At 41.0% G+C, this 24,910-nt stretch carries 19 protein-coding genes and 1 pseudogene; 10 read left to right on the top strand and 10 right to left on the bottom strand.

Going from position 1 to position 24,910, the window contains the following annotated elements:
• The first annotated feature begins 430 nt into the window (after positions 1–430).
• The 10 genes from LC586_RS21805 to LC586_RS21760 all read left to right on the top strand — a co-directional run bounded on the left by LC586_RS21805 (position 431) and on the right by LC586_RS21760 (position 14,476).
• Positions 431–2,659, top strand: a complete 2,229-nt coding sequence (locus tag LC586_RS21805) for a GumC family protein (protein ID WP_229486780.1) — start codon at positions 431–433, stop codon at positions 2,657–2,659.
• Positions 2,660–3,467: 808 nt separating this feature from the next.
• A complete protein-coding gene (gene hepC / locus LC586_RS21800; protein ID WP_229486779.1) occupies positions 3,468–4,178 on the top strand; it encodes a heterocyst development glycosyltransferase HepC in 711 nt (236 codons plus the stop codon).
• Between the two features lie 112 nt (positions 4,179–4,290).
• Positions 4,291–6,132, top strand: a complete 1,842-nt coding sequence (gene hepA, locus LC586_RS21795; RefSeq protein WP_229486778.1) for a heterocyst formation ABC transporter subunit HepA — start codon at positions 4,291–4,293, stop codon at positions 6,130–6,132.
• A gap of 96 nt (positions 6,133–6,228) precedes the next feature.
• Positions 6,229–7,068 (top strand): hypothetical protein, encoded by an 840-nt coding sequence (locus LC586_RS21790; protein ID WP_229486777.1) that lies wholly within the window; start codon positions 6,229–6,231, stop codon positions 7,066–7,068.
• 69 nt (positions 7,069–7,137) lie between these two features.
• Positions 7,138–8,340 (top strand): glycosyltransferase family 4 protein, encoded by a 1,203-nt coding sequence (locus tag LC586_RS21785; RefSeq protein WP_229486776.1) that lies wholly within the window; start codon positions 7,138–7,140, stop codon positions 8,338–8,340.
• A gap of 59 nt (positions 8,341–8,399) precedes the next feature.
• Complete coding sequence (locus LC586_RS21780; RefSeq protein WP_229486775.1) at positions 8,400–9,392, top strand: glycosyltransferase family 2 protein; 993 nt, start codon at positions 8,400–8,402, stop codon at positions 9,390–9,392.
• A gap of 157 nt (positions 9,393–9,549) precedes the next feature.
• Complete coding sequence (locus tag LC586_RS21775; protein WP_229486774.1) at positions 9,550–10,752, top strand: glycosyltransferase family 4 protein; 1,203 nt, start codon at positions 9,550–9,552, stop codon at positions 10,750–10,752.
• On the top strand, positions 10,670–11,605 hold the full coding sequence (locus LC586_RS21770) for a glycosyltransferase family 2 protein (RefSeq protein ID WP_229486773.1): 936 nt from the start codon (positions 10,670–10,672) through the stop codon (positions 11,603–11,605). The genes LC586_RS21775 and LC586_RS21770 overlap by 83 nt, the downstream gene beginning before the upstream one ends.
• Before the next feature lie 238 nt (positions 11,606–11,843).
• Positions 11,844–13,277: an O-antigen ligase domain-containing protein gene (locus LC586_RS21765; RefSeq protein ID WP_229486772.1), complete on the top strand. Its 1,434-nt coding sequence runs from the start codon at positions 11,844–11,846 to the stop codon at positions 13,275–13,277.
• A gap of 86 nt (positions 13,278–13,363) precedes the next feature.
• Positions 13,364–14,476, top strand: a complete 1,113-nt coding sequence (locus tag LC586_RS21760) for a glycosyltransferase family 4 protein (protein WP_229486771.1) — start codon at positions 13,364–13,366, stop codon at positions 14,474–14,476.
• Between the two features lie 436 nt (positions 14,477–14,912).
• Here LC586_RS21760 and LC586_RS21755 read toward each other — a convergent pair whose 3' ends face one another.
• The 10 genes and pseudogenes from LC586_RS21755 to LC586_RS21710 form a co-directional block, all read right to left on the bottom strand.
• A complete protein-coding gene (locus tag LC586_RS21755; protein WP_229486770.1) occupies positions 14,913–15,917 on the bottom strand; it encodes an SDR family oxidoreductase in 1,005 nt (334 codons plus the stop codon).
• A 63-nt stretch (positions 15,918–15,980) separates the two neighbouring features.
• Entirely contained in the window at positions 15,981–16,826 is an 846-nt protein-coding gene (locus tag LC586_RS21750) for an alpha/beta fold hydrolase (RefSeq protein WP_229486769.1), read from the bottom strand.
• Between the two features lie 109 nt (positions 16,827–16,935).
• Complete coding sequence (phaB, locus tag LC586_RS21745; RefSeq protein WP_229486768.1) at positions 16,936–17,658, bottom strand: acetoacetyl-CoA reductase PhaB; 723 nt, start codon at positions 17,656–17,658, stop codon at positions 16,936–16,938.
• A gap of 126 nt (positions 17,659–17,784) precedes the next feature.
• Entirely contained in the window at positions 17,785–18,987 is a 1,203-nt protein-coding gene (locus LC586_RS21740; RefSeq protein WP_229486767.1) for a thiolase family protein, read from the bottom strand.
• 524 nt (positions 18,988–19,511) lie between these two features.
• Positions 19,512–20,567: a class III poly(R)-hydroxyalkanoic acid synthase subunit PhaC gene (phaC, locus tag LC586_RS21735; protein ID WP_229486766.1), complete on the bottom strand. Its 1,056-nt coding sequence runs from the start codon at positions 20,565–20,567 to the stop codon at positions 19,512–19,514.
• 308 nt (positions 20,568–20,875) lie between these two features.
• A complete protein-coding gene (locus tag LC586_RS21730; protein WP_229486765.1) occupies positions 20,876–21,052 on the bottom strand; it encodes a hypothetical protein in 177 nt (58 codons plus the stop codon).
• 213 nt (positions 21,053–21,265) lie between these two features.
• Entirely contained in the window at positions 21,266–21,664 is a 399-nt protein-coding gene (locus tag LC586_RS21725) for a poly(R)-hydroxyalkanoic acid synthase subunit PhaE (RefSeq protein ID WP_229486764.1), read from the bottom strand.
• Between the two features lie 128 nt (positions 21,665–21,792).
• Positions 21,793–22,062, bottom strand: a complete 270-nt coding sequence (locus LC586_RS21720) for a hypothetical protein (RefSeq protein ID WP_229486805.1) — start codon at positions 22,060–22,062, stop codon at positions 21,793–21,795.
• A 401-nt stretch (positions 22,063–22,463) separates the two neighbouring features.
• Positions 22,464–22,835 (bottom strand): annotated as a pseudogene (locus LC586_RS21715) (phytoene desaturase family protein); the annotation flags it as partial.
• 88 nt (positions 22,836–22,923) lie between these two features.
• Positions 22,924–24,672 carry a P-loop NTPase fold protein gene (locus LC586_RS21710; RefSeq protein WP_229486763.1) on the bottom strand — a complete coding sequence of 583 codons (1,749 nt, stop codon included), beginning with the start codon at positions 24,670–24,672 and terminating at the stop codon, positions 22,924–22,926.
• Between the last annotated feature and the right edge of the window lie 238 nt (positions 24,673–24,910).

Here is a 24,910-nt window from a genome sequence, read left to right as displayed (position 1 = left end):
ATTAGTCATTAGTTATTGTTTTTTGGTACATACCTCACTTTAAAAGTGAGCAGAAAAACTTTCTAATATTAGACTAATTCAAACCATGTTGTTTATAGGCGTGGTATCTCAAGGAATAATGGCTCTGGCGTTGCAATACGGTTCGGTTCAGATCCCCCCGCCTACGGCGACACCCAAAGGGGGTAAATGAGGTTTATGAGCAAGCCTTTTTAAGGGGGGTTGGGGGGATCTTCAAAATGTTAAAACGTTAACCGAACCGTATTGTCTGGCGTTGCAGTTTTATTTCGTAATCTCTTCCCACTATAAGATTACCTATTTATTTAACTTTCTCATCCTGAGTTGTTTGTAAAAAAATAGGTATTCTTCGGAGAATCTCTTAGCGTAAGTCTTGTTGGCACAGCCTTTCGTAGAAAAGACAAGGATAATAAAAGTGGTTCAAAGTAGTCTAAATCCTCATATAACTCCAGCTTCGGAAAATGAACCAAGCTATGGACAATTGTTTGCCGTATTTGTGCGAAGATTTCCTTGGTTTCTAGCAGTATTAATTACTTCTATTGCTATTGCAGGCATGGTAACTTTTAAAACCAAGCCAACTTATAAAAGTTCAATGCAACTGCTAGTAGAACCTAACTATCAAGGTAAAAAAGAAGGTGCGGGGATAGACAACCAGTTTACTGACTCTGATGTTGTGATAGATACTGCGACTCAGCTTAACTTGATGCAGAGTTCGGGACTTATCCAAAAAGCAGTTGATAAACTTCAGTCTGATTATCCAGATATAAGTGCAGGTGAAATTAAAGCTTCCTTAGTCTTAACTCAATTAAGGAGCAAAGAAGATAATGTCGCTACTAAAATATTTCAAGTTGAATACACTGCTGGAGATCCAGAAAAGACACAAAAAGTTCTGGATGCAATTCGACAAGTTTATGTTGAATATAACAAACAACAACAGAATTCGCGGTTACAAAAAGGTCTGCAAATTATCAGGGAACAGTTAAGTAAAGCCAGTGAAGAAGTAAACGCGGCTGAGACAAATTTACAAAGGTTCCGCAGAAATCAGAACTTAATTGATCCAGAGTCACAGGCCAAAGCGATTGAGACAGCTTTGAACAATATTGCCCAAGAAAGACAGACAACTCGTGCCCAGTATGGCGAAGCTTTAGCACGCCAAAAATCTTTAGAAGAACAACTTAACCGTTCTCCACAAAATGCTCTAGTTGCTTCTCGTCTGAGTCAGTCTACTCGCTATCAAGGCTTACTGAATGAAATCCAAAAAAGCGAACTGGCACTAGCACAAGAACGCTTACGCTTTACAGATCAAACTCCGAGTGTGCAAAAGCTCAAAGAACAGCTTCAGAGTCAGAAGGAATTATTGCAACAAGAAGTAGGAAGAACTTTAGGCGAAAAGTCTGCTGGTGCATTCACGAATGGAGACTCTCTTCTCGAAAAAGGACAGCTCGGACAAATTGATCTTAGCCTTGCTGGTCAGCTAGTAGAAACGCAGACAACTATAGTAGCTTTAACTGCTCGTGATCAAACTTTGGCCCAGAAAGAAAACGAACTGCGTTTTGAAATCAAACGCTTCCCGCCTCTGTTAGCTTATTACAATCGAATGCTACCGCAGTTGCAATTTAGCCGTGAAAGGTTAGAGCAACTTTTAAGAGCAGAACAGCAATTACGGCAAGAACTTTCCAAGGGTGGATTTAATTGGGAAGTTGTGGAAGAACCTCAAAAAGGCGGACAATTAGGCCCCAATCTTCAACAGAACTTGCTGTTAGGTGCTGTGGTTGGGTTTATGTTAGGAGGCATTGCTGCCTTTATTCGAGAATCGGCTGATGATGCAGTTCACACCACTGCTGAGTTGGAGAAGCAAATGGCCATGCCGTTGTTGGGAACAACTCCCAAATTACCGCCAGCCAAACCCAAAGAATCAATGATCAAGTTGCCTTTTGGTAAGCCAGAAGTTCTCGCCCCCTGGACAATTCAGGTATTGCAATCTCCACCGCGTTGGGAATCGCTGGATTTGATTTACAAAAACATTGAACTTTTAAATACTGTTGCTAACTTGAAATCTTTGATGATTACCTCAGCTTTACCCGATGAGGGTAAGTCAGCTTTGGCGTTGGGTTTGGCGATGAGTGCTGCCCGTTTACACAAAAGGGTACTGCTGATTGATGCCAATTTACGCGATCCCAGTCTGCACGAACAACTGAATCTTCCTAACGAACAGGGGCTTTCAACTCTATTGGCGAGTGATGCAACTCTACCCAACCAGATTAGTCTTCAATACTCAGGTTCCGCCTACATCGATATTTTGACTGCTGGCCCCAGACCTGCTGACCCAGCTAATCTGTTGAGTTCCCCTCGGATGATGGAATTAATGGCAGCATTTGAGGAAAACTATGATTTGGTACTCATAGATGCTCCCCCAGTTCTCGGTTTGGTGGATGCCATGCTTACCGCATCATCTTGTCGTAGTGTGGTCATGGTGGCAAGCATTGGGATTGTGACCCGAAGTCAGCTTAGTCAAGCTACAGCTATGCTGAGTAAGTTAAATCTGATTGGGGTTGTAGCTAATGGGGTATCAAACTCTAGTAGTAATTACGTACCTTATATCAAACAACAGCAATTAGCTCTGCGCCAAGCTGTAGAAAAGTAGTTAGTACGGTACGGTTATACCATTTCACTTTAATAATGATACAAATACGCTGGTAGGGGCATGGCAATGCCATGCCCCTACGATAAATCTATATGTATCAGGATTTTCGTGAATTGGTATTACTTATAGCGGTTCTCGGCCCTTGTGAGGTACAAGAACCCCACCCCCAACCCCCTCCCCGCTTGCGAGGAGGGGGCTATGATGTAACTTGTATGATTAGGAAACGCTATATATTAAATGCAACACGCAGTATGGTAGCACAGCTTGTGCTAACCTACGTTTTTATGAACAAAATTTAATTTTGTTGCGATCAGGAAAATTTCAGTATATTTATGCTATCTTTATGGGTTGTCAGAGAAATCACTGGCTCTTTAAAGAGTAAATAAAGAATTTATTTGAGCGATCGCTATTTCTACATACTCTTATATTCTAGAGATTAAAGCACCTTCAAAAAGGCTAGAAGATAACAGTGGACTGGTTTTGTTAATATCGATACAAGAAACACCTCAGTGCAATTAAACCTTGATATAGATTCATGGGTAATTTACCTCTACACTTTTCTACTGTCAGTAGTTACCGGAAAATACTGATTGCTCATGAATATTGATAGTAACGTTGATTTGTACACTTCTACACCAGCAGAATTCTGCACGATGGTGCTTGGCTGAGTGGCAAATAGCAATAATATATTTTGCCCTCAATTATCTCCAACTTTTTGGACTGACACAAGATTCGGATTTGGGTCTTTGGCATTGATAGCCTTTGATAACGCCTCAGCAATTCACTCCTGTATAAACCCAAAGACATTATGACAACTTCAATAATTCCAACTCTAGAGAATTTATATGATGTAACCCAGGAACACCAAGATAATCGTGGGTACTGTACACTCCAGTGGCGACGGGGTAAGCTGTTGGTGAAGCCGCTTGGACAAGTTAAACAACCATATCTGCCTTCATTAAATAGTAAGCGATCGCTAGTAGAATGCTTACAACATTCTCCGGTAAGTTTGGTAAGCATCGATCCCCAACTAGGTGAGGCTTTGCTCAGGTTTTGGGCAGATGCATGTGAAGAAGCAGATAAGCCGATATTCTTAAGCATACCCGCTAGTAAAAAACTGCCTAACCAACCCTTCCAGCGACTAATTAATTGGATTGCTGCTTTCCTGTTATTGCTATTAGTAAGTCCAGTCATGTTGGGATTGGTTGTATTAATGCAGGTTTACTCGCCAGGGTCACTTTTTTGTCATGAGTGGCGTGTTGGAGAACGGGGTAAACTGTTTCGGGCAATGAGGTTTCGCACGCAAAACACCACACTGTTAGGGCGTTGGATGGGTAAATACAGTCTTGATAATCTGCCCCAGTTATTTAACGTCCTGCGGGGTGACATGAGTTTAACCGGATCTCGTTGTTGGACTTTAGAAGATGCAGTACAGCTAAATAAATTACCAGAAATTAAAGCTTCGTGGGAAGTAGAAGCACAGTCTCACCTGTTACATCTAGATAGCCAAACACTGTAATTTATCTGTGCGGTAATTGATGGTTTCATCTACCGGACTGAGGTTAAAGCAAAAATTGCTTACGTAGCATCTATAGCGCGTCTATCTACCTTGCCAAACTATTATAAAATCCATGCATTTCCAATTTACTCAAAAACTTCGTAGTCTCCTTAAAGCTACCAGCTTCTGGCAAGACAACTATTTGCTATTACGAGAATTTAAACACTTTCGCAAAATTGTAATTTTAGCTCTGATATTCTCGATTCTGGCGGCAACGTTTGAAGGTGTCAGTATTGGTTTTTTACTTTCATTTTTGCAAAGCTTAACTAGTCCTAATGCTCAACCTGTCCAAACAGGAATAGAATGGTTTGATAATTTAGTATTGGGATCTAATTCATCGGCAATTAATCGTTTGTACCGAATATCTTCGTTGATTTTATTGAGTACTTGGTTACGTGTTGCTTTCAATTATTTTGGACAAGTCTATACTGAATTATCTCAACTGCATTTTGGCGATCGCTTACGTAAGCAAATTTTTGAACAGTTACAATCCTTCTCGTTAAGTTACTTTGCAAAAACTCGTTCTGGTGAACTAATTAACACAATAACTACAGAAATTGAAAGGATAAGACAAGGTTTCAGTGGCGCAGCCTTTTTAGTAACTAGGGGAATCACAACTCTTGTCTACTTAATATCAATGTTTTTGATATCATGGCAACTGACTGTGATTTCAGCATTACTATTTACACTTTTAGGTGTAGGTTTATCTAATCTGAATGCCAGAGTCAGAGAATCAAGTTTTGGCATGACAACTGCTAATGCTAATTTTACATCAACAGCCATAGAATTTATTAATGGCATTCGGACGGTTCATTCCTGTGGTACTCAAGAATTTGAGCGCCAGCGTTATTACAAAGCTAGCGACAAGGTAGTAAGTACTACAACTAAAGTTGTATTCACTTGGACACTTGTTAAGCCAATTGCCGAAGGGGTAGCTACTACGGTGTTGGTCGGAATGATTATTTTGGCATTCACTAGCCTGGTTAGTAATGGAACGCTACAAGTTGCTTCTTTGCTAACATTTTTCTTTGTGCTATTTCGTTTCATCCCGTTTGTTCAAGATATTAATGGCACACGAGCATTTCTCAATACTCTACATGGCTCGGCAGATAACATTAAAAATCTGCTAAAAAGTGATGATAAAAATTATTTTCAGGATGGAACACTTAAGTTTAAGGCTTTAGAAAGGGCAATAAATTTAGTATCTGTAGATTTTGGCTACGATAACGAAAATATAGTGCTGCATAATATTACCCTAACCATTGAAAAGGGGAAAATGACTGCATTAGTCGGAGCTTCTGGTGCTGGTAAAACAACTCTTGCTGATTTAATCCCCCGCTTTTACACTGCTACAGAGGGAAATATCTATATCGATGAAATTGATATTCGGTTGTTTGAAATTAACTCTCTACGTCGTCAAATAGCTGTAGTCAGTCAGGATACTTTTATCTTCAATACTGATGTTTGGCAAAATATTGCTTATGGTACTCCACAAGCCACTAATGAGCAAATTCAAGAAGCCGCGAAACTAGCGAATGCGCTGGAATTTATTTTAGAAATGCCCGAAGGTTTTAATACCCAATTGGGAGATCGGGGTGTTAGATTATCTGGAGGACAAAGACAACGAATTGCTATCGCACGGGCGCTACTAAGGAACCCAGAAATTTTGATTTTGGATGAAGCAACTAGTGCCTTAGATTCTGTATCCGAGCGCTTAATTCAAGATTCATTAGAAAAGCTATCTGTTGGTAGAACAGTAATTGCGATCGCTCACCGTCTTTCTACTATTGCTAAAGCCGATAAAGTCGTAGTTTTGGAAGCAGGGCGGATAGTAGAACAGGGCAAATATCAAGAATTACTCGGACGTAAAGGCAAGCTTTGGGAATATCACCAGATGCAATACTATAATTCGTAATTCGTAATACTCGCCTCCGGCGAGAAGCAAGCTACGTAATTCGTAATTTACGAATTCGTTTCCTTAGTCAATTATTTATATAACCAGGAAAAATAAATGGTAAATCTAGGCTACCACACTGCTAAAATGCAGGGTAAATTTAATCGCTCCCTATATAAAGCAGCCCTTTCTCAGATTGTCAGCATCCCGATAAAACAGACTCGACAAGTTCCAGTAAGTGTCTATGCCTTCTCATGTGAACGCGATTTACCAGAACAAGTGGCAAGTATTCGCTCATTCATTCGTCATGTCGGCATTCCAGATACATTCACTGTAGTTTCTGATGGCAGTTACACTGAATCTAGTTGTAATTTACTCCGCCGTGTCCATCCCTGCGTTAAGGTAATACTTTTACAAAACTTCCTGAGAACTGATTTACCTCAATGTGTTCTTGATTATGCCCAACTGCATCCACTTGGCAAAAAGTTGTCGGCATTAATGTCAATTCCGGTTAATGGAGCTACGATTTACACTGATTCAGATATTTTATTTTTCCCCGGCGGTATTGATTTAATTGATTTGAGTAAATCGGACGATAAATATTCTCTTTATCTACCTGATTGTTCTATATCGCTAGATGAGCGAATTATTTATGATGATTCTGAAAAGTCAAATCCAGTAAATGGTGGATTTATATTCTTTAGGCATGAATTTGACTGGAGTTTTGCTATCGAACGTTTAGCAAATCTTCAAGAAGCTCCTACTTATTTTACGGAACAAACAATTGTTCATTTGACAATGCATCACAATCATGGTAAGCCTATATGCTCACAAAAATATGTTCTTAATGTAGAAGATCAGTTCATTTATCCAGATAAATCTGTAAATAAAAAAATTGCTCTTAGACATTATGTAAGTGATATTAGACACAAGTTTTGGTTTAACGCTGGCATATAAGTTGATGAATTTAAGCCTCTCTTTAGATGAGGAATGCAAATTAGTAATAACGTAAAAAAATGGTGGTTAATGCTTAACTCAATCAATAATGCCAAGCAAAATGATGAACTATTACACAGGGATATTTTTAAAGAAGACCTGATTTATCAATGCTCCAATTTTGATGTAGGTGAGGGCGGAGGTGTTGAAACTTATTTAGCTTCTCTGTTTGAACATCGACCACCTGAAGTTAGCGATCGCGTGATAAAATCACTTAATAATGTTGACCAAAGTCAGTTTAAGTTGCTGCACCTCCACAGCCCAGATTTACTCTTGCAACTTACAGGTGAGTGTCCCACAGTTTTCAGCGTTCATAATCACTCATTGTACTGTCCTAGTGGCACAAAGTATTTAGCAGGGCAGAGGACAATCTGCGATCGCAACTTCTCTTACTTAGGTTGTACCTGGGGTAAATTAGCAGATAAATGTGGTAGCCGTAGACCATTAAGAACGCTTAAAGAACTTCAAAATACTCATCAGTTATTAGATGTCTTAAAAAAGGTAAAAATTACTTTTGTTGCTAATAGCGAATACGTGCGTCAAGAGTTGATTAAAAACGGTGTACCCTCTGAGCAGATTGTAACGTTACATTGTGGTATCTCTATACCACAAATAACAACTGCACCCCTGAGTTTAGATATCCACCAAAATCATAGAATTTTGTTTGTTGGTCGCATTGTTTCTGACAAAGGTCTGGAATGGTTACTTAAAACCTTAATACATACTAATCCGCAAATTCAACTTGATATTGCAGGTGAAGGCTGGGAACGACCACGATTAGAAACGTTAGCAAATACTCTCGGATTAAGTAACCGGATTACTTGGCATGGTTGGTGCGATCGCAACACATTAAATAACCTTTACGAACAGTGTTTTGCAGTCATCTTTCCTAGCGTTTGGCCTGAACCTGCCGGTCTTGTAACTCTAGAAGCATACTCTCGTTATCGACCTGTAATTGGTAGTGCAGTCGGAGGGATTCCAGAACATTTACGAGATGGAGAAACGGGTATTCTTGTTCCAGGTAATGATATCAAAAAGCTGGCTGGTGCTATTCATGATTTGTATGGAGATCATCAAAAAAGCCGACACATGGGCGAACAAGGTCATGCTTTATTAATGAAAGAATTTACCATGAATGCTCATGTAAATAATCTCCGAACAATTTATGCAAAAACAATAGCTGAATTTCCTTCTAGAGCGAAAAAAATATATAGTATTCCTCAAGTGAAATAAGCTTAGTTTGGTACACCAAATTGTCCATCTTTTACCTATGAAATATAAAGGAAAAAACTATGTCATTGTCTCAAGAATCCCAACAGCCTTTAGTTAGCGTTATTATCCCCACTTATAATAGACCAGAGTATCTCAAGCAAGCGATCGCTAGTGCTGTTAAACAAACTTATCAAAATATCGAAATTATTGTTTCTGATAATTGTAGTTCAGAAAATCCTCAAGCCCTTTTGGCATCCTTTGGTGATTCACGCATTAGATTTTGGCGGCATCAGCAAAATGTGGGGATGATTGCTAATCAGCAACATGGCTTCAAGATGGCGCGAGGTAAATATGTTGCTAGTCTCCATGATGATGATATCTGGAATGAAGATTTTTTAGCAAAGCTAGTACCACCTCTAGAAGCAAATTCTGAGTTAATTCTCGCTTTTTGCGACCAATATATCATAGATGCAAATAGCATAATTAATAATGTTGGGACTGAAGAAAATACACGCGGTTATAAGCGAGACAAACTAGCAAAAGGAATTCATCAACCTTTTTATAAAATTGGATTGGTAGATAAAAGCATACCCACTGCTGCATCTTGTGTGATTCGTAATAATATTATCGATTGGGATAGTATTCCCTCAGAAGTTGGCGGGATGTGGGATTTATATTTAACTTATCTCTGTTGTATATCTGGTTATGGCGCTTACTACTATCCAGAAAGATTGACGCGATATCGTGCCCATGAGCAAACTGACACCATGCTCAGTGGTAGTCGAGATGTGCAGGCAAAAATCCGCAAAGCTAAAAGCGAAATGTTTTGTTATCAAGTCTTTATGGAAGACGCTCGTTTACAGCAATTTAAGACTTACTTTCAACAGAAATGGTTAGAAGCTAATACCACTTTGGGAATTGGTTTGCTGCGAAGTGAACAGATAACCGCAGCACGTCCTTATTTTTGGCAGGCGTTGAATAAACAAAAGTTTGATGTGCGAACTATAGCGGCACTTAGTCTAAGTTTTACTCCGCGTTTTTTCGCAGACAAATTAATAGGAATATCTAAATAATAGAGTAATCATGTTTGAATTGTAGCTTTTTTTTAACGTAGACGCGGAGCGGCTTGCCGCAGGCTACCGCAGAGACGCAGAGGACACAGAGGTAATAAAAATAAGATTTTTACTTTGCGTCTTTTTTTTCAACTTATTTTACCAAGCAAGGTAGTGTATGAAACTTTGTATTGTTACTCATAAAATCAAAAAAGGTGATGGTCAGGGGCGGGTAAATTACGAAGTTGCTCAAGAAGCAATTTGTCGTGGTCATCAATTGACATTATTGGCCAGTGAAGTTGCACCAGAACTAGAGGATAATAGTCAAGTTAATTGGATTAGAATTCCAGTAAAAGGCTATCCGACAGAATTTGTGCGGAATTTCATATTTGCCCAAAAAAGTGCAGATTGGTTACGTCAACATCGCTCTGAGATTGATTTAGTTAAAGTCAATGGAGCAATTAATCTGGCTGTGGCTGATGTGAATGCTGTACATTTTGTCCACAGTTCATGGTTGCGATCGCCTGTTCATATTTCCCGCAACCGCCGAGACTTATATGGTTTCTATCAATGGCTGTTTACGGCTTTTAATGCCCGTTGGGAAAAACAAGCTTTCCAAAAAGCGCAGGTTGTCGTAGCTGTATCCGAAAAGGTCGCCCAGGAATTAGTTAACATTGGTGTGCCACGTTCTCGTATTCGCGTAATTATCAATGGCGTTGACTTAGAAGAGTTTGCCCCTGGTGAAAGCAATCGCCAAAAATTAAGTTTACCGGAGAATGTCACCCTAGCATTGTTCGCCGGAGATATCCGCACACCGAGAAAGAATTTAGATACAGTGTTGCACGCCTTGGCGAAAGTTCCTGATTTACATTTGGCGGTGGTGGGACACACCCAAGGTAGCCCTTTCCCAGAATTAGCAGCATCTTTAGGGTTAAGCGATCGCGTGCATTTTGTGGGATTTCGCCGTGATATCCCACAAATTATGCAAGCAGTAGATTTATTTGTTTTTCCTTCCCGATACGAAGCTTGCAGCCTCGTATTGTTAGAAGCGCTTTCTTCAGGACTGCCTGTAATTACTGCCACAGCCACCGGGGGCGGAGAGTTGGTGACACCAGAATGTGGCATCGTCTTATCCGACTCAGATGATATTGATGCTTTGGCTGTGGCGCTGATGTCCTTGGTGAGCGATATCCCGTTGATGCAGCAAATGGGCAAAGCAGCTCGTTCTGTGGCAGAACAACATAGCTGGACTACTATGGCACAAACTTATGTGGATCTATTCGAGGAGTTAAGCAAGAATGCGGAACACCGTTCTCATACCGACTTATCGCCGTCCACAAGACCTATCACGCTGCCTTTTGGCGCTACAGGAGCAAACTAAACCCGTCGATCAGGTAATAGTGGTTGTCCGTGATACCGATGCAGAAACCTGGCAATTTCTAGCGCAATTAAACGCGCTCAATCTGCCACTGCATACTGTGAAAGTCACACAACCGGGGGTAGTAGCAGCCCTCAACGCTGGACTAGCAGCAGTGGAGGGTGATATTGTTTCCATTACTGATGATGATGCTGCACCCCACCCAGATTGGTTAGAGCGCATCGCCGCTTACTTTATCTGTGATAGCCGCCTCGGCGGACTTGGTGGGCGTGATTGGATATACCACGACAGCAAATTAGAAGACGAATCCCGCCCAGTAGTCGGACAGTTGCAATGGTTTGGGCGAGTGATTGGCAACCATCACTTGGGAGTGGGAGAACCCCGCGAAGTCGATATTCTCAAAGGCGTAAACATGAGTTTTCGTAAAGAGGCAATCGGACAATTGCGCTTTGACGAGCGGATGCGTGGTACTGGAGCGCAGGTACATTTTGAAATGGCATTCACTCTGACATTAAAACGGGCTGGTTGGAAGATAATTTACGATCCTAATGTTGCTGTAGATCACTATCCAGCACAACGTTTTGATGAAGATCAGCGAAATAATTTTAATGAAATTGCCTTTATTAATTTAGTCCATAATGAAACCTTAGTTTTACTAGAGCATTTGCCATTTATCCGCCGGATTGTATTTTTATTCTGGGCAGTATTCGTGGGTACATGCGATAGTTTGGGTTTCGTCCAATGGCTGAGATTTTTACCTAGCCAAGGGCAGTTAGCAGGTAAAAAATTACTTGCATCCTGGCGGGGACGTTGGCAAGGATATAAACAATTCGTAATGACGCTCGTTCGCTCTTAGCGTCTCCCCTTGGGAGAAGACTCGCTAACGCTGCGCTAACGTAATTCGTAATGAATTCAATTTATTCTTAGCTCTAGTTGTCTGTCCCATTAATTTTGATAGGTGAATCAAATTTAAATTCCTCTTCTTTCCTTCTTCCTTCGCGCTCTTTGCGTCCTTCGCGGTTCGTTCTCTTATCCCTCAAATTTAATGAGACAGACCACTAGTTAGCATTGGTAAATCCAAAATCTAAAATTGAATGAATTCTAGACAGATACTTTTCAATAGTTTTTTACAAGAAAACTATTCTCCTGAGGAGCGATCGCAACAGGGTTGGATGGCGATCGCAGGCTTTGTATTACTGATTGTAGTTTGCTATTTTGCTGGTGCTACTGCCGCATTGCGCCTAATTTACCCGGTGATGGCTTTAGTAGTAGCCATATTTTTATACTTGCGGCATCCCATTCTCTACATCAGCTTTACCTGGTGGATCTGGTTTCTCACGCCTTTAGCTACCCGCTTGGTTGACTATCGGGTGGGCTGGGACGCTACCCGTCAGATGCTCATAGCACCATACTTGGTGGTGTTTGTAACCATCGCAACATTCTTACGACACTTTCCCCGCGCCTCACGTCAAGGGGGATTGCCGTTTGTTTTGGCTTTTATCGGAGTCTTCTATGGCTTTCTAATCGGTCTGATTTATAACCCACCAATCCCTGTAGCACGCGGACTAATGGATTGGCTGAGTCCGATTATTTTCGCTTTTCACTTATTTATCAACTGGCGAGATTATCCCAGCTATCGCCAGAATATTCAGCGAACATTCCTCTGGTGTGTGTTGATTTTAGGAGCGTATGGCGTATATCAATTTGTGGTAGCTCCTGAGTGGGATAAGTACTGGCTCATCCAATCAAAACTATTCATGAGTTCTGGAAACCCCGTACCTTTCGGGATGCGCGTCTGGAGTACATTGCACTCAGTCGGCCCCTTTGGTTCCGTTATGCAAGCTGGGTTGCTGTTGTTATTTACCAGTTCAGGAAACTTAATTTTCCCTGCTTCAGCCGTTGGTTACTTGTCCTTCCTGTTGACACAAGCACGTACTAATTGGGGAGGCTGGTTATTAGGAATAATTATGATTGTGGGTTCAGTCAAAACCCGGATTCAAATGCGCTTAATCATCATAATTGTGGTGATGGCAATTTGTGTTGTGCCATTGACAACCATTGAACCAATTGCTGAGGTTGTAGCAGCGCGTTTGGAAACATTTTCTAATCTTGAAGATGATAACAGTTTTAAAGATAGATCGGGAAGTTACGACAAAAATCTTGGTTTAGCCCTTTCTAATGGTCTAGGTAACGGGTTAGGAAATATTTGGAAAGTCAACGAAAAAACTGGTCAAATTGAAGTAGTGGTGATTGATAGTGGCATTTTAGATATGTTTTTCACCCTTGGTTGGTTTGGAGCCATCTTTTATATGGGTGGATTAATTTTTTTAATTATTAGTGTCAGCAGTTATGGTGAAGGTCGTTTCGATAGTTTTATCAGTGCTGCCCGCGCTATTGGTATCAGTTCTTCTACACAGCTAATTATCGGAAGCGGTATGTTAAGTGTGGCAGGGATGATTCTTTGGGGATTTTTAGCTATGGCGATGGCAGGACATAAATACTATCAACACCAAAAAAATTATGAATAAATACGGAAATATTTGACTGGATGCAAATTATTTTTTGTAGTTAGTTAAAAAACAAAATCTTACAACTTAAATAGGACTGATATATTATGAAAGCAATTATTGTAATGCCACTCGCCGAGCAACGAGGTGGCGGTGAAATGATGCTTTGGGATTTAGTACAGCAGGGACGTAATGCTGGTGTCGAGTGGCTGGTGATATTTTTAGAAAACGGCCCGATGGTTGAACAAGTAAAGTCCCTTGGCATTGATGCGCGAGTTGTGGAAAGTGGACGTTTACGCCAAATCCACCGTTTTATTGCTGCCGTTTTTCGGATAGCTGCGATCGCACGCCGCGAACGTGCAGATATAATTGTCAATTGGATGTGGATTACGCATATATCTGGAGGTTTGGCGGCGATGCTTGCAGGGTTACCTGCTGTGTGGTATCAGCTAGAAGTGCCTAGTGATAAAACTTGGTTAGTGCGAATCGCTACTTTAATCCCAGCTCGTGCAATTATCACTCTCTCCCAAGATGGCAAGCAAGCACAGGCAGAGATTTGGCCCCACAGACCAACACCTTTGGTTTATCCTGGTGTTGCACTAGACCGATTTGAGCCTAATGCTTTACCTACTCCAGAAGAAGCACGGCGAAAACTGGGCTTACCTTTACATGGGCCATTGATTGGAATTGTTGGGCGATTGCAACGATGGAAGGGAATGCACGTACTGGTGCAAGCGATGCCAAAAATTTTACAGAATTATCCTGATGCTCATTGTGTAGTGGTTGGCGGTAAGCACGATTTAGAACCGGATTATCAGGACTTCTTAAAAGCCGAAATTGCCGCCTTGGACTTGAAAGAGCAAGTAATTATGGCTGGACTACAGCGTAATATCCCGGAGTGGGTGCAGGCGATGGATGTATTCGTTCATGCATCGGATAAAGAGCCGTTTGGGATTGTGATTATTGAGGCGATGGCGCTGGGTAAACCTGTGATTGCTGGTGATGCAGGCGGCCCGACAGAGATTATTACCGATGGGATGAATGGATTATTAACACCTTATGGTGATGCAGAGAAATTAGCGATCGCAATTCTGTGCTATCTTGACGAGCAAGAATTTGCCCAAAGTGCCGGAATAGCTGCTAGGCAACGCGCCCTCGATTTCTCAACGCAGAATTATGCTCAAAACTTTATTAGTGTACTTCGTTCTGCTAAAGCTTGATCCTCAATAACGTGAATTCGACGGCTCATATAGTATCCGTCTAATTAGCCCAATCAAAAAACCTCTAAGAAGGTTTTATATCATGTCCGGCAAATTGCTTATGATATGTCATTGCGAGTGCAACGAAGTGGAGCGAAGCAATCACAAGGACTCTGCGATTGCTTCACTTCGTTCGCAATTGACAAGTGTTCAACCGGACATGATATTACTACGCAAAACCGTCCCTCTCCGACTCGGAGAGGGACAGACTTGAACTTAAGTTCAAGGCAGGGAGAGGTTCGTCGAACTCACATCTGAATACAGTTCGGTTAAAGAATTTTTTGGTTGAGGCAGGCAGGGGGGCAGGGGGAGAGAAAAATTAATTACTGAACAATAACCCTTTTGCCTCCCCTGCTTATCCGAACCCTATTTTTAAGGGGAGCTACTGTATTTATCCTTAATCTTTCAAGAGTTGAGCTGCTAGCAACGCTAATGCTGCTGTACCAGCGATCGCACCCCATTGGAGAAGCGGATTTTTTTCTAGCCAGTCAGTAACGCTAGGTATAACTAAGTTACTATAATCTCCGTCAACTTTGTCGTGTTCAGCAACAGGTTGGTAAAAATTATTTGGTGCATCTTCAGACTTCGGCTCGGAACTACGCTGTAAGTTGAAGCCGACGAGCAGTAACAGTGAATCTACTAATGGTGGTGAGATGCGCTGTACCAAATCTAATATTTTAGCTACATCCCCAACTAAGTAGTCACGAGTTGGATGTTCGGCTACATAGAGGATAGCATCAGCTACAAGTTTAGGCTCGTAGTAAGGTGGTATCCCGGCAGGCTTTACGCCTAATTTCGTCCGCCCATTGTTCCAGAAGGGAGTGTTGATCACTGCTGGCTTCACACTTGTGACGCTGATAGGCCATTTTTCATGTTGCAACTCAACGCGCATGGCTTCGATAAAGCCCTCGACCCCATGCTTGGCTGCCGAGTAAGCACTTTGGTAGGGGAGCGATCGCGTACCTTCCACCGAAGAGACATGGATTAGTGCCCCGCGTCCCTCACGCTTCAGATGGGGTAGGGCCGCCATTGCACCATACACCTGTCCCATCAGATCGACATCAATAACATGCTTAAACTCTTCTGGTGTTGTATTGTCGAAAGTGGCAAAGATGCCGATGGCGGGGACATGTACCCATGTATCGAGTCGCCCGTAGACTTCCACAGTTTTATCTGCGATCGCCTTGACTTGATCAAATACTTCTACATCGGCCACAATATAAGTTGCCTCGCCGCCAAAACGTCGAATCTCTTCTACTAAAGACTTTAGTTTCGACTCACCGCGAGCCGAGACTACCACTTTTGCCCCGCGTCTAGCAAACTCAAGAGCTGTGATTCGTCCGATACCGCTAGAGGCTCCAACGACGGAAACGACCTGTTGATTGATTGGCTTTAATTGCATAAGTGTTACTCCTTAAAAGAAAATAGGGATTCGGGATTAAAACAATTGTTTCTCAGTCCCTAGTCAAAGGTGATAAGCAAGAAACTGGTTCAACGCGTCGGTAAATAATTCAGGACGCTCGACTTGGGGTAAGTGACCAGAATTGGGTATCAAAGCTAGGTGTCCTTGCTTTAAACGGCTGACTGCATCTTGAGCTTGGTAATTCGGCAAAACTAGGTCATTAATACCCCATACAACTAGGGTTGGCATTTCTACCTTTGGTAGGTAGTCGAGTACTATCTGCTTCTGTCCTAATACAGATATTTGAGAACGCAGTATAGATAAATTCGCTTCCAAAAAGCCAGGAAGCAGCCCCAGCCGCTCTTGTTCTGCTAGCCATGCGTTGGGAACTTGCAAGGGATTAGCAAAAAGCAACGCCGCCCGTGACCAAGCCCTTTGCTTCGCGCCCAAAGGTGTTTTGCTCCAAGCGATCGCTAACTCTCCGTACAAGGGCAAAGTCAAATTTGACAGAATTGGGTTGACGAATTGGCTAAATCCTATACTGTCTACCAGTACTAATGCTGGTACTCGTTCGGGGTTTGACAGTGCATAGCGCAAAGCAATCAAACCACCTAAAGAATTGCCTACCAATACTGCCCGTTGAATTTCTAAAGCGTTGAGAAAATCAGCTAAGAATTCTGTCAAAAATTCCAGCGAATATTCACGCTTGGGTTTAGCACTATCCCCGGAACCTGGGAAATCTACGGCTATAACACGATGTTTAGTTCCTAGAGCAGATATTACCCAAGACCAATCAACAGCGCTATCACCGACTCCATGTAGCAGAACTAACGGTGGATCATCATTACCCCCACTCAAGTAGCGAATATTAAGTCCACCTACATCTATTTGCCGCTTTTCAAATCCCATGTTCACAGTTACTCCCACTATTTTGAATTTGCCATTTATTAAAGACTGGAATTTAAATTCCTAATCCATCCAATGCCCCATGCCCCATGCCCCATGCCCCATGCCCAATTCATGTATGATGAGCGCCGTTGACTCGTACAACTGTACCAGTGACGTAGCTGCTGGCTATTGGCGAGAGCAGAAATGCTACTGCCCAAGCAACCTCTTCCGGTTTCCCAAAGCGAGACAGGGGAATCTCAGACAAAATCCGTTGCTTGACTTTATCTGAAATCGGGGTGAGCATATCAGTCTCAATAAATCCCGGTGACACAGTATTAGCCCGCACTCCGTAACGCGCCGCTTCTAGAGCCAGAGATTTTGTCAAGCCAATCGTTCCTGCCTTGGATGCTGCATAGTTTGTCTGACCGAGATTTCCGCGATCGCCGGAAATTGAAGTGATACAGACAACAGAGCCAGAACGCCGTTCGTACATCTTGGGAATAACGGGTTTTAAGGTGTTGTAGACTCCTTTCAAGTTAGTGTCGATTACTGCATCCCAGTCTGCCGTTGTCAGTTTTGGGAAAAAATTGTCTCGTGTAATTCCAGCATTAGCCACAACCCCGTAAATTGGGCCAAGTTTCTCTTCAACCTTTTCTGTCACTGCCTCCATAGCTGCTTTATCGGTGACATCGGCTGAGATTGCCAAACTCCCCATCTGCGGATTGTAATCGCTGCGGTAGGTATAAGCTACTTTAGCTCCCAACTCCAAAAGCAGATTGACGATCGCAGCCCCGATTCCCCGATTACCACCAGTTACCAAAACCACTTGATCTTCCAATCCCAAAGATGCCATAAGTTAAACAAATTCAAAATTCAAAATTTCACAACGGTCAAAATAATTACTATTTGGCACTCTTAATTACGAACTACGTAGCTTGCTTCTCGCCGGAGGCGAGTATTACGAATTACGAACTACTAATTATCTCAGCCTCTCCAGTGCGATCGCAGTACCGCCACCAGTACCGTGACAAACTGCTGCTAATCCAAACTGCCCGTTTTGCTGCTGCAAAGCGTTGAGCAGTGTCACCAAGATTCGCGCTCCTGAAGCCCCAATGGGATGTCCTAAAGCGATCGCCCCGCCATAGACATTTAATTTTTCATAAGGAACGCCTAACTCCCGATTGAACAATACATTGCTTAGAGCGAATGCTTCGTTGTTTTCAAACAAATCAAAATCGGAAATTTTCATTTTGAGTTTGTCTAAAAGCTTGTTCACTGCCAAGATCGGAACTTCGGGGAACCGCCAAGATTCTCCTCCTGTCCATACTCCACCAATCAGCCGTGCTAGGGGATTGAGTTGGTAGCGTTCTACTGCTGTTTTACTTGCCAAAACTAAAGCTGCTGCTCCATCGGATATTTGACTGCTGTTACCAGCCGTGAACACGCCATCTGATCTGAAAGTAGGCTTCAGTCCAGCAAGAGTTTTTAAAGTAGTTTCAGGGCGAATTCCTTCATCTTTATCTATAACTTGTAAACCTTTTTTACCTGCAATCTCAATTGGTACAATCTCTTGTTTAAACAAGCCTTGCTCAGTGGCTTGGGCTGCTCTAGCTTGCGAAAAGAAAGCTACTTCATCCAACTCATCCCGCGTAATTTGGTAAGCAGTTGCCAGTTGTTCTGCTTGCTCTCCCATCGTTTCGCCACTGATGGGATCGGTGAGTCCGTCTTGGAGTAAAACATCGGTGAGTTGTTCTGGTGAATTTAATAAGGATTTGTATCCCCATCTAGCTCGTTGCGATAACAAAAACCCCGTCTGGGACATAGATTCCATGCCTCCAGTTAGTACCATTTGGGCATCACCAGAACGAATTGCACTAACACCGTTAATAGCACTCATCATTCCCGATGAACACACCATATTCACTGCATATCCGTTCACCTTCTGCGGAATTCCAGTTTTGAAAGCTGCTTGACGAGGTAATGATTGTCCATGTCCGGCGCTAAGTACATTACCAAAAATATACAAGTCTAAAGCTTCTCCTGATACTCCGGCTCGTTCCAAGGCTGCACGCATGGCGATCGCGCCTAAGTCTACTGGAGACAAATCTGCTAAGATACCTCCAAATCTACCAAGCGGTGTACGTACTGCTGAGACAATATAAGCTTCTTCCATACTTCTCATCACTTTAGGGAATTAGGAATTGAAAATAATGAAACAACTTTGAATTTTAAATCAATTATTCTTTCTAATTTCTGATAAGAAATTGCTTTTGTTTGAATGATTTATTTTGCCAAAATAAACTTATTAAAAACTGTAATATTAATTTACAATGATTTTGATAGCAATAAATCATTCTTTAGAAGTAAATGAAATTTTGTATAAAAATATAAGTATTAATATAAATAGACAGCATCAACACCATTCAATAGGAGTAAATATAATAATAGATTTTCCCAATAATTTTGAGTCGTTTCTCAGACCTTTCAACGAAGCCTAGAGGATGCTTTTCAATCAGGGCTATTTCATTCTTATCTAGCCCGCCTCAGAATGAATTCTGAGTCTAATAGCGAAAGTCATCTAAAGATGACTGAGGAAAGGTTCTAGTCCGTTTTAACGGACTTTAGCTATTAGCCTAGAACTTTAGTTCTGGGCGGTTTATGTATAGAATGAAATAGCCCTACTTTTCAATAACTGGGAATCTACAATTATTCTCGCGCCTTCAGCCAATTGGCAATTGTTGGCGGTAGGTCTTTTTGGACTTTGCTGCTCACATACATACCAATATGTCCAACTGAAAACGATCGCACTGTATAATCAACACTGCCAACATATTTTTCAAGAGCTAAAGATGATGCCGGTAAAACTAGATGATCCTCTTCGGCATAAATGTTTAAAATTGGGATGCGGATATTTCCCAAATCTACTCGCTTATTGCCAATCTCAATTTGACCTTTAATTAATTTGTTTTCTTGATAGAAGTGCTTAATAAATTGTCGAAAAGTCTCTCCAGCTTGATCTGGACTGTCAAAAATCCACTTTTCCATGCGGAGAAAATTGAGCAGCTTGTCCTCATACTCAACAATCTCCAGTAGATCAATATACTTTTTGACACCCAACTGAAAAGGCTTCAGCATTACGAAGACAAAGTTGAGAAAGTTGCCAGGAATGTTACCTAAAGTGTCAACTAGAAGATCCACATCTAATGCTTGTTTCCCTAAACTGCTTCCACTCCATACATTGAGAAGTCCTTCATTGATGTGAAAATCGACTGGCGTAACCATAGTAATCAGGTTTTTTACCTTTTCTGGGTAAAGGGAACTGTAGCAAAGACTGAAGGTTCCCCCCTGACAAATTCCCAATAAGTTAATCTGCTCTAAGTTGTGGCGATCGCGGATGACATCTACACAGTTATTGATATACCCATTGATGTATTTATCAATAGTGAGCCAGCGATCGTCTTGGTTAGGATATCCCCAATCAATTAAATAAACATCTAGACCCAGGTTGAGTAAATTGGCAACAAGCGATCGCCCCTCCTGTAAATCTACAATGTAGGGACGGTTAACTAAGGCATAAACGATTAGAATCGGAATATTAAACAAGTTTTCCGTTTGTGATTGGAAGTGGTACAGTACTACCTTGTCTTCCCGGTATACCTCTTGCTTAGGTGTCACCCCAATCTGAATCTCTTGTTGGCGCAGGCGGTTGAAGATATCTATGCCATTAACTAGCTTTTCGATTAGCTCGATAGACTCGTACATCGTTTTTTGATAACATTTTGGATGAGAAAAAGGAAAGTTCAAACCTCAGAAAAATATGGTAGTGCTTTCACCCAAATAAGGGCTTTTGATAAACTCAAAGCAGTACCATACATTTTGCTGAGGTTCATGTTATATCTGAAATTATTCAATGTCATCAAAAAAACAAAAATATCGTGCTTCAATAAATCCGATTAAATAATTCGTAATTCGTAATTCGTAATTCGTAACTAAGTTTTGTAATGGGGATTTAACCCCAACAGAAAACTTGCTTTTTTATTGAACCGGGGGACTTAAACCCACGGAACTAGTTAAAACCGAATAAGTCCATAATAAGCACTTACAGCAGCTAGGATAATTGTTAACACTCCCAGAGTTGTGCTAAGTAGAAATTGCACAGAGGTTTTTTGATTGAGAGCTTCTTTGCTTCCACCTTCAAGTGTTGTCCGTTCGGTATTGTTAGAATTGGTTACATTATCAGTGTTCATGTTCTTATCTTTTTTAATTACTTATTACAATCTTGCCTCTAATTGCAGAAAAAACATCTAGCTTTAGGATTAGCAAAAAAGGTAGAAATAAGTAGATGTAATTAAACCTTACTTTAGACCTCTTGCATCAATCAAAAATAAAGAACCCCACCCCGCATTTGCTCACGCAAACGCTCCCCTCCCCGCTTGCGGGGAGGGGTTGGGGGTGGGGTGTTAGGGACTTTTGCAAGAGGTATTTTTATCCACCTGATTACAAATTGACACCTCAAGCTTCTTACGAACTCCTTCTAGCAGCTGTTGTTGTTCGAGCCAATAGCTCATGCCTACCTTCAAGAATTTCCCTTGAATTGCCTGGGCATTCTCTGAACGTAACTTATGTGCAAATTCTCGATCAAATATATTACTCCAGACTTCCAGAAACTCTCGCCAATTGTCAATTGTTTCACCCTTAGCTTCGTAAGAAGCTAACTCCCGCGTCAGTTCCGAAAATGCCTTTATCCAAATATCTGCCAGCACTAACTGATAGTCAAAGCTAGCTTGGGATAGCTGAATTAATGCATCAAATGTTTTCAGCAGTTGGTTTATTTCACAAGTTTGCTGCTGTGTGGCCATTAGGTTTACTCCGTTATTTTTCCTAAGATAATCCGCACAATAACCGCTATAAGAATTTGTTAAAAATTCTGGATTCAATGCACAGATATAGCAACACCTGTGAAAAAGGTTTTTGTTTTAACAAAGCACTAATTTACCCCACAATTTGAAGCCTGCGGGGAATCATAAATGCCCCAATATTCAATACCCCGATCGCGTAGTATTGGTTCGGCGCGATGAATCTCTTCTTCTGAGCCTTCTAGTATGAGTAAATAATAGCTCTGCTGGAGGCGATCGCTATAAACTCTGGCTAACTCTTGTTGGGGATTCCACCCAAGAATCCAAGCATTGCGATCGACACCATTATAGGCTTTAGCTTCAGTAGATAATTCAAGCGTTTTATTAGTTTCAGTTGCCATTAAAAACATTCCTTAATAACTCTCCTACACCCACATCTTAGTTACTATTACGGTTGCAGTTCTCTGTCTATTGGGGAATCTGGAAGCGTCACAGGAAGTATCTGTAAGCATTGTCTAGACTTTTGATACTTTCGGCGAAGAAGCATCAGGAACTTGATCAACAAACTTCACAAAATATCATCTGTCGTCGTTTACCTACTTCAGACTCCACTTTGAAGTGATGCAATCTCCTGATGCTATTTACTTTTTTTACAAACAGCCTCTTATATCATGTCCGCCAAATTACCCATAATAAAAGAACCCCACCCCCAACCTCTCCTGCTTGCGGGGAGGGGAGACAAAGCACAGCTTTGGCTCTTTGGGGTTCTTCGGGTTTAATAAGCAATCAAGCGGACATGATATTAGTCTGATTCACTCCTCAAGACAGATGCGAAAGCAGATTTAATTGAACCTCCCGCTTCCTTGATTTTCTGGGCGATGGGTTGCTCATTATGCAAAAACACACGCGCACAGTTGCGTCCCGGTAAACCAGAAATTGAACCACCCGGATGAGTTCCAGCACCAGTAAGATACAAGTTATCAATTGGTGTTTTGTAGTTAGCTAATTCCGGTAACGGACGGAAGCAAAGCATTTGTTCTAAGGTCATATCGATGTGGTAATAATTACCTTTATAAGTCCCTAAGCGTTCTCCCAACTCAGCCGGACTTTCTACATGACGGGCGATGATTGAATGTTGAAGATTGGGCGAATACTGCGCCAGTTTATTTTTAACCCACTTTTGTTACTATATTGTACGCAACCAAGAAACACTATAAATCAATCCAGATTTTATATTAGTTATAGGTAGTATCAGTTTTTACCTATATTTTGGTAGTCATTTCTTCTAGTTCTTTGAGGTGCTGTGCGTTCACAAGCCATTTCTCTTCATAGTTAGATTTATCTGTACTGTATTGACTTTGTTGCTCTTTTAGTATTGCAATTTCATGATTAATTATTGGTAACCCTTTCCCTTGGGTAATTACTTTTTTTAGTAACTCAAACCGTGATGTTTCATTAATTTGACGCAAGAGTTGCGAGATACAACGACTAATGATAACTTCATTGCCAAAAGCAAGAATGCTATGAGATTCATCATCTTGAGATAATAATTGCTCACTTACATCAAACAAAGCTTCTACAACTGAAGGGATGTAATTCACAGGAATTTCTTCAGTGGAATTTTCTAGCTGTTCTATAAACAGCCTGGCTTGCGTTGTGCCGTTTGGAAGTTTTTGTTTAGCAAGTTCTATCAGATAATTTCTAAATTTCTCTGTATTTTCAACCAAACCAAGGATGATTTTTATCTGAATATTAGATAATTCACCTGCTGATAACGACAGACGAAAGTAAATAGGAAATATTTCTAAACTACACACACGTAGCTGTTCGCGCCATTCCAACTCTTGCTTTTCATCTAGATAAGTATTACCCAAAATGAATTTTAACTTAGGAAAAAGGAGCATTAGCAGGTTTGTAATGGGCTGCTTGTCTTCATCTCGCAGTTGAGCAATCCAGGTATTCAGAAGATTTTTGAGTTCGTCTATTGAAAGGTTTACCTTTCCTACAAAAATATGAGGATTTTGATGGATTATACTATATATCTTGGGGCAAAAAACTCGCAAAGACTCAATAGCAATAAAATCAACAGGGTTTACTTCATCTTTTACTACTGGATACGTCACTGTTAAAGTGTTAACCAAACGAACAATACCGCGGATGTTAGTAACAAAATGTTCTATTCCTTGAAAGTAAACATCACCCCACCGAGTTTGGTTAATTTGTTGTTTTGGTGTTTGACTAAATATGTTATCAAGCTTTTCAAAAAGCAGCCTACGAAGTGAGGTTTTATCAGGAATAGGTAACTCAAAACTAACTTGAATAATTTTTTCTAAGTATGTTTCTTCAGATATTTCTTTAGTATCTGCAATTTTTCTCATTACAATTTCTTTATCAAAAACCAAAAGATAGACAAGATTAGTAAAATTTCGCATTGCTTTAAAAATACGAAATAACTGCTTGATATCTTCTGTAGCCAACCGATCAATATCGTCAATTGTGACGACTACTCGCCGTTGCTGCTGTACTAACGTGTCTTCTACTTCTTCTTTTAATTCGGCAGCTTCCTTGTCCTTATCGTCCAATAATGCTGCTAATGCCTTGCCAGTTTGAGCATAAGGTAGAGGAATATCTGAAATAATGGCGGCAAAATCAGCTACTCTCTCTCTCAAACCTTTTGGCACAGATGACTCTTGGCTTAAAACGTTTTTTAATTGGTCAAAAAAGCGCCTTGTGATATTTTCGTGTCCAGACAATAACCAGGGATTAAAAGGAACGATGATTGGTTTCTCCTCCTCTGGCTTTTGCTGAAGATAGTGAACTACAAAGTTTAATAATGTAGATTTGCCAGAGTTCCAAGAACCGTAAACTGCAATAACGAAACCTTCAGGATAGGTCATTTTGCAAATACTTTCCGCTAGATACTTGGCAAAGTTCGCATGTCCTAGTAGGTCTTTTTCTGGATCAACTAAGGAGCTATCTGCCGATATATCGTTAATTTCCGTCTGTGCCATAAAAAATTTTGATTACTTATACTTACTGCGATCGTGGCACATTCCGTAGAATGAGCAATGATACCTCACGATAGAAATTTCCAATGAATAATTTCCTCAAGGCTTATGCAATTGGTTCCATATTCGTTATTTTGCATTGCTGGAATTAGCAGGTTAAATAGACAAACAGGGTATCTTGGAAATTCTATCTCCATGTCATCTAGTAAAATTACTCAAAGAAGCCCAACTTAAACCCCAA

It is taken from the genome of Nostoc favosum CHAB5714 (assembly GCF_020829495.1).
GTDB lineage: Bacteria > Cyanobacteriota > Cyanobacteriia > Cyanobacteriales > Nostocaceae > Nostoc > Nostoc favosum.
Note: the sequence above shows the minus strand (reverse complement) of the source record. Positions and strands in the feature narration are given on the sequence as shown.

Excerpts from the sequence above, each read along its gene's own strand:
- hepC (WP_229486779.1), top strand. The coding sequence starts at position 3,468 with ATGACAACTTCAATAATTCCAACTCTAGAGAATTTATATGATGTAACC.
- hepA (WP_229486778.1), top strand. The coding sequence starts at position 4,291 with ATGCATTTCCAATTTACTCAAAAACTTCGTAGTCTCCTTAAAGCTACC.
- LC586_RS21790 (WP_229486777.1), top strand. The coding sequence starts at position 6,229 with ATGGTAAATCTAGGCTACCACACTGCTAAAATGCAGGGTAAATTTAAT.
- LC586_RS21785 (WP_229486776.1), top strand. The coding sequence starts at position 7,138 with ATGCTTAACTCAATCAATAATGCCAAGCAAAATGATGAACTATTACAC.
- LC586_RS21780 (WP_229486775.1), top strand. The coding sequence starts at position 8,400 with ATGTCATTGTCTCAAGAATCCCAACAGCCTTTAGTTAGCGTTATTATC.
- LC586_RS21775 (WP_229486774.1), top strand. The coding sequence starts at position 9,550 with ATGAAACTTTGTATTGTTACTCATAAAATCAAAAAAGGTGATGGTCAG.
- LC586_RS21770 (WP_229486773.1), top strand. The coding sequence starts at position 10,670 with ATGCGGAACACCGTTCTCATACCGACTTATCGCCGTCCACAAGACCTA.
- LC586_RS21765 (WP_229486772.1), top strand. The coding sequence starts at position 11,844 with ATGAATTCTAGACAGATACTTTTCAATAGTTTTTTACAAGAAAACTAT.
- LC586_RS21760 (WP_229486771.1), top strand. The coding sequence starts at position 13,364 with ATGAAAGCAATTATTGTAATGCCACTCGCCGAGCAACGAGGTGGCGGT.
- LC586_RS21755 (WP_229486770.1), bottom strand. The coding sequence starts at position 15,917 with ATGCAATTAAAGCCAATCAATCAACAGGTCGTTTCCGTCGTTGGAGCC.
- LC586_RS21750 (WP_229486769.1), bottom strand. The coding sequence starts at position 16,826 with ATGGGATTTGAAAAGCGGCAAATAGATGTAGGTGGACTTAATATTCGC.
- phaB (WP_229486768.1), bottom strand. The coding sequence starts at position 17,658 with ATGGCATCTTTGGGATTGGAAGATCAAGTGGTTTTGGTAACTGGTGGT.
- LC586_RS21740 (WP_229486767.1), bottom strand. The coding sequence starts at position 18,987 with ATGAGAAGTATGGAAGAAGCTTATATTGTCTCAGCAGTACGTACACCG.
- phaC (WP_229486766.1), bottom strand. The coding sequence starts at position 20,567 with ATGTACGAGTCTATCGAGCTAATCGAAAAGCTAGTTAATGGCATAGAT.
- LC586_RS21730 (WP_229486765.1), bottom strand. The coding sequence starts at position 21,052 with ATGAACACTGATAATGTAACCAATTCTAACAATACCGAACGGACAACA.
- LC586_RS21725 (WP_229486764.1), bottom strand. The coding sequence starts at position 21,664 with ATGGCCACACAGCAGCAAACTTGTGAAATAAACCAACTGCTGAAAACA.
- LC586_RS21720 (WP_229486805.1), bottom strand. The coding sequence starts at position 22,062 with ATGGCAACTGAAACTAATAAAACGCTTGAATTATCTACTGAAGCTAAA.
- LC586_RS21710 (WP_229486763.1), bottom strand. The coding sequence starts at position 24,672 with ATGGCACAGACGGAAATTAACGATATATCGGCAGATAGCTCCTTAGTT.